This is a genomic window from Longimicrobiaceae bacterium, from assembly GCA_035696245.1.
In the GTDB taxonomy this organism is placed as follows: domain Bacteria; phylum Gemmatimonadota; class Gemmatimonadetes; order Longimicrobiales; family Longimicrobiaceae; genus DASRQW01.
The window spans coordinates 1-5,198 of record DASRQW010000373.1 but is presented as its reverse complement, the minus strand read 5'-3'; the positions used below and the strand labels follow the sequence as shown (position 1 = coordinate 5,198).

Annotated in this window: 3 protein-coding genes; all 3 read left to right on the top strand. The window is 71.9% G+C overall.

Features of this window, described 5'->3' with window-relative positions; translation table 11 throughout:
* A partial coding sequence (locus tag VFE05_17065) for a CHAT domain-containing protein (GenBank protein ID HET6231789.1) occupies positions 1-2,595 on the top strand: 2,595 nt, incomplete at its 5' end.
* A gap of 27 nt (positions 2,596-2,622) precedes the next feature.
* Positions 2,623-3,450 carry a hypothetical protein gene (locus VFE05_17060; GenBank protein ID HET6231788.1) on the top strand — a complete coding sequence of 276 codons (828 nt, stop codon included), beginning with the start codon at positions 2,623-2,625 and terminating at the stop codon, positions 3,448-3,450.
* A gap of 74 nt (positions 3,451-3,524) precedes the next feature.
* Positions 3,525-5,069 carry a S8 family serine peptidase gene (locus tag VFE05_17055; GenBank protein ID HET6231787.1) on the top strand — a complete coding sequence of 515 codons (1,545 nt, stop codon included), beginning with the start codon at positions 3,525-3,527 and terminating at the stop codon, positions 5,067-5,069.
* Positions 5,070-5,198 lie beyond the last annotated feature (129 nt).

The window sequence follows — 5,198 nt, the reverse complement described above, 5'->3', positions numbered from 1 at the left end:
CCTCAGGCCCGTTACAACCTGGCGCTCGCACTGGACCGGCAGGGGCTGGACACGAACGCGGCCGCGGCTTGGCGTGCGTATCTCCGTGCCGACGCCACCTCCGCCTGGGCGGCGGAGGCGCGGCGCCGGCTAACCGGGGTGGCCTTACCCGCCGCACCAGGGGTGCCGAATGCACCGGCGCCAGGCGATTCGGCGGCGATCGACCGGTTCGCCGCCGACATGCCTCAGGAGGCCCGAAGCCTCGGTTGGGACCACGTCTTGGACGAATGGGGAGATGCCGTGCTCAAGGGGCATGAGGCCACCGCCGAGGCACGCCTCCGCTTCGCACTGGCCTTGGGGTACGCGCTGGAGAGCCATGGTCGTGATGCCTCCCTGGCGGACGAGGTACGCTGGATCCGGCGGACTGGCTCCTCCCCGGCCAAGCTGCGCTCCCTGGCACGCGCCCATCGCGACTTCGCCCGCGGGAGGGCCGAGTACGACGCCTCCCTCAACGGCCGGGGCCTCGCGACCCTTGCGCGGGTCCGCTCCGCCGCCCCGGCGGGATCGCCATTGCGAGCCTGGGCCTCCTCCTTCTATGGCGGGGCGCAGATCGGCATCAACTCCGCGCGGGCCGAGGCGCTTCTGGGGAAGCTCGATTCCCGTGCGGACTCGGTTCGGTGGCCCGCGCTCGCCGGTCGCACACGCTGGCTGCTGGCCACCAGCCGCCTGCGCCAACTGCGCTACCGCGAAGCGCGGGACGGCTACGTGGCGTCCGCGCGCCTGCTGGCCCGCGCCGGCGAGGAGGAAAACCGTGCGGCGGTGCAGGCATACGCTGCCACGGCCGAGCACCACCTCGGCAACACGTCCGCGGCGTACGCCTCCGCACATGGCGCCCTGACCATCCTGCGGCGCCACCCTTCGTCGACTTGGCTGCACAGCACCCTCTGGGCCCTCGCCGACGCCGCCGCAGGCGACGGATACCTCCGGGCTGCGTCACGCGTGCTGGACGAAGACGTGGCGATCACGGAACTGGCCGGCGATCCCGTGGACGCCGCCGAGGCGCATTCCACTCGCGCCCGGCTCCTCATGGCTATGGGGGAAGAGGCACGGGCCGCCCGGGACCTGGCCGGCCTCCGGCGGATTCGCCAGGGCCTGCTCCCGGCACAGGCCGCGGCATGGATCCGGGCGGACGGCTGGGAAGCCGAAGTGGCCGCACTCCGCCATGCCGACCCGGCAGGCGCAGTCGCCCTCCTGGACTCTGCAGTGACGTACTGGGGCACACAGCACAACGACTTGCGGCTGCTTCCGCCGCTCGCCGCCCGCGCCGAGGCCCGCCTCGCCGGGGACGACGTTCGCGGAGCGGAGAGCGACCTCGACCGCGTGCTGCGCCTCATAGGTGCAGTCCGGCGGCCGGGGGTGAGCCCGGTCGATAGGATGGCGCTGCTCCGGATGATCGGAGCCGTCTCGGACCGGATCATGATGCGGCACGCGCGGGCCGGCGACGCCTGGGGCGCCCTGCTGAGACTGGAACGTACGCGGACCGCCCTTCTCCCCGCGCGCCTGGCGGCGGTCCGTGACGTGTCCGGTCACTTGCGCACTCCCCGCGGCGAGGTCGCCGTCGAGTACGCGCTCGTGGGCGACACGCTCCTCGTCTGGACTCTTCGCGACACGGCCGTGCGGCTGGTCCGCAGGACGGTGAACGCCGAGGCACTGGTGCGGAGCGTGAGGAGCGCTCGCTCAGCGCTCGAGCAGGCCAGGGAACGTCCGGAAAACGCCGCGACCGCCGATCTCCACCGCCTTTACGACCAGCTTATCCGCCCCGTGCGTACCGCCTTGGCGGGTGCGGAGCTGCCCATAACGTTGGTCCCCGGCGAGGCGTTCGCAGACGTGCCCTTCGCCGCGCTGCTGGACCCGCGCACGAACCGGTACCTCGTGCAGGACCATCCCCTCCGGGTGGTGCCCTCCCTGTCTGCGATCCGCAGGCTCGCCTCCATCACGGCCGGCGAAACGGTGCTTGTCTCCGGCGCCGGCTTCGACCGGAGAGCCGAGCCCGGCTTGGACCCGCTGCCCGGAGCGGACGCCGAAGTCCGCCTCCTCCGCCGCACGTATCCTCACGCCACAGTTCTGTCGGGCTCCTCGGCCACGCGCGCCAACGTGACCGCATCCTTCACCCGTGCCATCCTGATCCACTTTGCCGGCCACGCCGTGTTGGACGATCAGCACCCGGAACGCTCGCGCCTGGTGCTGGCCCCCGGCGAAGGCGGCATGGGGGGCGAGCTGTCGGCGAAGGATCTAGAGACACTGCGGCTGCGGTGGGGCAGCGTGGTCGTGCTCTCCGCGTGTGAGACGCTCCGGTCGCCTGCGGCGCGCCCAGGGGGATTCGCAGGTCTCGCGGACGGATTCCTGGCCGCCGGTGCGGCAGGCGTGGTCGGAAGCCTGTGGAGGGTGGAGGACGGCGCCACCCTGCCGATGATGCTGGAGTTCCACCGAGCCTACCGCGAGCGACCGGACGGCGCGGCGGCGCTCCGCCGGGCACAGCTCCGGATGATTGGCTCGCGCGACGCGCGCGAGCGCTCCCCCGCCGGCTGGGCGGCGTTCCGCTACGCCGGCAACTGATCCACCGCTCCCACGCGAGGTGACCCAATGCCCCCGATCACCGTGAACGTCGACTTCGTCGGCCTGTGCCTCTTCGTCTCCGACCCGGCGACGCCGAAGATGGACGTGCTGCTGCTGGCGCCCGACCTGGACCCGGACGCGATCCCGTCGGGACCCGGCGGACTACCTTGCGGCTGCGCCAAGGAGCGCCACCATCCCCGCATCTTCTACAACTCGGCCTACGACGTCGAGGGGGCGCCCCTGCTCAAGGGCTCGTTCAGCAGCATCGCGCTGGAGGACAAGGTGCTGGACTTCACCGGGTTCGGCGGCGACCTGTCGCACGCCATCCCGGCGGTGCCCAACCTCTCGCAGGCGGTGGATAGGACCGTGCCGAAGTTCAGGGTTTCCGACGCGCCGCTGGATCTGGTGACCAGCAGGGTCAGCTTCGCCTCGGGCACGGGCGCGGGTGTGGTGGCGGAGCACCCCTGGGAGTTGGGCGCGCTGGGCTCCGACGTGGCCATCGCCCACAAGGTGCGCTGGACGTTCACCGTCCCCGGCCCCCGGCTGGACTGGTCGCTGGGGGGGCTGAACGGCCGCGGAGGCCAGCCACTGACGCCGCTGTTCCCCCTGAACAACACGATCGACCTGCGGGTGGTGAACGTGCTTCGCGAGGAGCTGTTCGCCACCGACCCCACCCAGCAGCCGCCCCCCCCGCCGGACACGGTCATGGCGCACTTCCTCATCCTCTACGCCGCCCTCGCCGACCCGCCGGCCGCTCTCCCACTCCCCAAGTGGAAGGGCCAAGCCGGGAACGGCGGCGCAATAGGCGCCTCGTACAAGTGCGGGACGGGCTTCGCCGTTCTCCAGACCCCGTGAATCCACCGCCCGGCCCGCCTGCGCGGGCGGGCCAGGCACGAGCAGCGCACTCCTAACAAGGATCGGAGGAACTGATGGAGTTCATCTTCCACGGAAACGACACGGGCGCGGAACTGGACCGCACACGGGTCGCCGTGCGGTTCCGCGAGCCGGCTCCACACGCCGTGCGCCGCGACGTCGCTGGCATGGACGCGCTCGCGGGCCCGCAGGCCCCCCGCTACGAAATCCCCGGCGAGAAGTACACCGTGTTCGAGCTGAGCCCCGAGGCGGGCGTCACCGAAAACGCGACCGAGTATGCGCTGCGGGAGCTGCGGGATCACCCCGCCGTGGTCCGGGCCGTGCCCGTCTACCGCGCAGGCACCACCAGCCTGGTCGCGACGGACCGGATCGTGGTGGGCATGGAGCGGAGCGCCCGCGGCCCCGTCTCCATGTTCGAGCGTCGCGGCTGGGAGGTCGTCTGGCAGTTCGGCACGGACTACGTGGTGCGCCTGGCGGAGCACGAGGATCCGGTCGCCCAGGCCCGGGCGATCGCGGCGCAGCCGGGCGTGCTCTACGCCGCGCCCGACCTGGTGGAGTACCGCCCCGTTCGCGAGCCGGGTGCTTCCCAGCCCGACGCGCCGCCGGACTCGTCCGATCCCCTGGCCAGCTCGCAGTGGGCCCGGGTGCGGACCAGGGCCGACGACGCGTTGAAGGCGGTGGGCGGGGCCGGCAGCCCCGCCATCCGGATCGCGGTGATCGACTCCGGTGTGGACCGCACGCACCCGGACCTTGCGGGGCGCATCGTCGGGTTCGCGGACATGGTGGACAACCCGCCCCACGACAACCCGCAGGACGCGGACTACCACGGCACCGCGTGCGCCGGCCTGGCCGCGGCCATCCCCTTCAACAGCGAGGGAATCCGCGGCTTCGGCGGGGGATGCTCGATCCTCTCCGCCCGGGTGATGCACACGGCGGGGACCGAGCCGATGTGGAACATCGCCCCGGCTGCGGTGGCCCGCGGGATCGACTGGGCCGTGGCCAACGGGGCCGACGTGATCAGCCTCTCGCTGTACCTGGAGCACCCGCACCCGGCAGTCGAGAACGCCATCCGGCGCGCTGCCGGACAGGGGCGCAACGGGAAGGGGTGCGTGATCGTGGCCGGCGCGGGCAACCTCGGCCCGTCCGACAAAGGAGTCAAGTTCCCGGCCAGGCTCCCGGACGTGATCGCGGCGGCGGCGACGAACGATGCCGACGAGCCGGTAGGGCTGAACGCGGACAAGTCGGGCTGGATCTCGGCGTGGGGCGAGGAGGTGGACATCGCCGCGCCGGGCCAGCGGCAGGTCACCACCGACATCTCAGGTGCGCTGGGCGCCGCCAGGGCAGTCGCGACGCCCGGCAACTACGTGAGGAACTTCGACGGCACCTCGTCGTCGGCGGCGATCGTGGCGGGCGCGGCGGCGCTGGTGCTCAGCGCCAACCCGGAGCTGACCGCCGGCCAGGTTCGCGACATCCTGTGCAGCACGGCCTACAAGCCGCGCCCGCAGGAGTTCCCCAACGGCCGCAACGACCAGATGGGTGCGGGGCGGGTGGATCTGTTGGCGGCCGTCCAGAAGGGTCTCGCCAGTAAAGCCGGACGGTAAGCCGGCTGGTACGGATCGGCCCTCTCGAAACACCGCACCTCTTCACCTCTCTCTGGCGTAACCCTGCAAACCGGTAATCGTCTTTCCGCGGGAAGCCGGCGTATCTGCTGACAATTTGACGTCGGACGA